The following is a 2,579-nucleotide window of genomic DNA, read 5'->3' as shown; positions in this document are numbered from 1 at the left end:
GCCTCAATTTGCTTGCCCAGGAAACGAATCGTTTCCATCTGGTGAAGGGCCGTGGAGACCAGATGCGGGCAGTCAAACATCTGCTTGATGAAATCGTCCCGGAAACGGACGATGGCGCTGGCGCTTTGCTCAACGCCCCGATTACGAGCAATCATGCTTTGAAGGCTGAGAGTTTGAGTCGTTCTCTGCTTGACGAACATCATCCGTCTTCGAAACATGTCCCGTATAGAGCGTAGCTTTTTGGGATAGATGTAGCCTTGAGCCAGGATACCAAGCCGCAGCAAGTGGGCCAGCCAAAAGGCATCCTTTTTGTCATCCCGGTGCTTCAACCCTTTGTATTGCTGGATGGCCGCCGGGTTGGCCAAGTGGACCTTGTAATCATTTTCCATCAGACCATCCACCAGCCAATACCAGTTATAGGTGGATTCTACGACAACTCCTTGCAGGCTTGGCTTATACTTGCGTAATGCCTTCAGCACGGTCTTCAGATTGTTGTCATAGCGGCGGCTGAGAAGCCTTTCGTTTTTGTGGTTGATCACACCGATGAAATTGTTGCTTGAATGCAGATCGATTCCGGCGTAAGTTTTCATATGGCACCTCCCTTTGGCTTGACATGTTACCCAATTATTCCACAGCATTTGTCGCTATGGAATGGGAGGTGCCTTTTATTTTGACTGCAGCAACTATCAGGGAATCATCATGTGCGAGAATGGGCCATAAAAGCTCGTCGGAGCTCATGATGATTCCCTGCGGGTTCCATTTGCCCTTTAATGATTATCAGGCCACGATAACCAGCCTGAATGAAACAAAAAAGACTTATAAAGACCCTCTATTTTGGGTCTATATTCCGATTTTTGGGGTAAAAAATCGCGATATAGTGCCAATGGCGACCAGGACATATCGCCTGGAATGTTCATCAAGGATGTTCCTGGATGGTTTTTGAGGGGGGCAAATGGAGCGCAGGTATGACTATCTCAGCAAGCGACGTGCACCGCTTTCGATCCGCTGGAAATGAAAAAACTTGTTTCACGCAAAGCCGCGAAGAACGCAATGGGAAAGCAAAAACAAAATGGGTGGATTTAGGGACGGGTGGATCTATAGTCGGACCAAGCTGGATGAATGATTATCAGAGAACCAGGAAAACAATGGTCCATATTTTTGGGCTTAAGCGATGTTTTCGGAGTTGAAAAGGGCGGTTTAGCGGAGTATCGTGGACCATGAGCGTTTCCTATGAGATGCTGATCTCAATGCTATTTTACTGCAACCTCATATAGCTTTTCGATCAATCTCACTTCGGCAAAAGTGTCCATTTCGCAATAGCGCTTCAGGTCCTCGTAGATCTTTTTCTTTTCAGGCTCTGAGACAATACCTTTAAGGCACTTGAGATAGTTTCTGGAGGCCATGTCGCCGTCGCTGATTTCAAGATCGCCGTAATTCAATTCCGGCACAAAAGCGGGCAGGACCTTTTTTATCGAAGCCGAACCCATCATCTTGGGATGGTACAAATATCTGGATCGGAAAGGTACCAACAGATCCACCATTCTTGAATTGATGGCTTCCAGGGCTGATTGGTAACCAGGTAAAAGGAGTGCAAGTTCCCTGTTAATTCTGGACTCAAACCCTATATTGTAGACGATCACGGACCCTATTGTACCGCAACTATCGACAAGGGCCTTTACCAATTCGGATCTGGGATCGGTTGATTTGGTGTGCAGAAATTCAAGGTGCCGTACATCCCCACCTTTTTTCTGTTGAATGTGAAGCGAGAATTGGAAAGGAATCTGTTGGTATGGCGATGAATTGTCAAACAGGGGAATCGCGGGAAATATGGTCTCATAGTCAAGGTAATACAAAGGGTAGTGCAGCGTGCTCAAAAAACCGCTGATTCGGTCTCTGTCCGCATAAATGGTTTGGGTTGCATGGGCGTTGATATCGATTTGTTGGCGATCTGTCAGAGGCAATTCGACTGGTAGATCGGCGACGTCCAGGATATTCATTGAAATGAGGCTGTCCAATTTGACGCCGCTGAATACATTGAAAACGGAATAATCCGGGACATGCCGCCAGCAATAACCGGTGTAGTCACATTCAAACGGTGATCTGCAGTGCCTTCCGATAGCGATCGAGGGTTCGTTCGATTGATTGACGACCTGCAGCAGATTTCTCAGATTTGTGGGCACGCCTTCCATCCTCGATATGGCCTGATCGGTACAATCTTCCAGCACAAAAAGGGCCTTTGGATCAAGCTCTCCCCACCGAACATATTCCCTGTTCAAGTGCATCAAGACCGACTTGCGTATCTCATATCCTGACCCAACGAATGCATATCGCTGAAGGGCCATATCATCCAGATAATAATCTTTGACTTCAGTGGATTGTTTGACCTCGATCAGATCCCAATGGTCGGTGCGGTTAATCCGTTTAAAAATATCAATCCTTGAATAGGCGCCATCAGGTGAACAGGCGGTCGCTTCGAAGATTGCATCCTGCCCTTCAACAACCGCTCGGTTCGTTGAACTGATGGCCTTGTCGATTTCATAATACGCTTCATCGATCAGTTGACCATTGTCAAAACAGGT

2 protein-coding genes are annotated in these 2,579 nt (G+C 47.2%); both read right to left on the bottom strand.

Annotated features, from left to right (window positions below; all coding sequences use genetic code 11):
• Window positions 1–590 (bottom strand): transposase (locus ABYV26_RS24325; protein WP_372683936.1); only part of this gene is annotated, 590 nt, incomplete at its 3' end.
• A gap of 660 nt (window positions 591–1,250) precedes the next feature.
• A partial coding sequence (locus tag ABYV26_RS24320; RefSeq protein ID WP_372683935.1) for a DUF2779 domain-containing protein occupies window positions 1,251–2,579 on the bottom strand: 1,329 nt, incomplete at its 5' end.

The organism is Desulfosarcina sp., assembly GCF_041551955.1.
Taxonomy (GTDB): domain Bacteria; phylum Desulfobacterota; class Desulfobacteria; order Desulfobacterales; family Desulfosarcinaceae; genus Desulfosarcina.
Note: the sequence above shows the minus strand (reverse complement) of the source record. Positions and strands in the feature narration are given on the sequence as shown.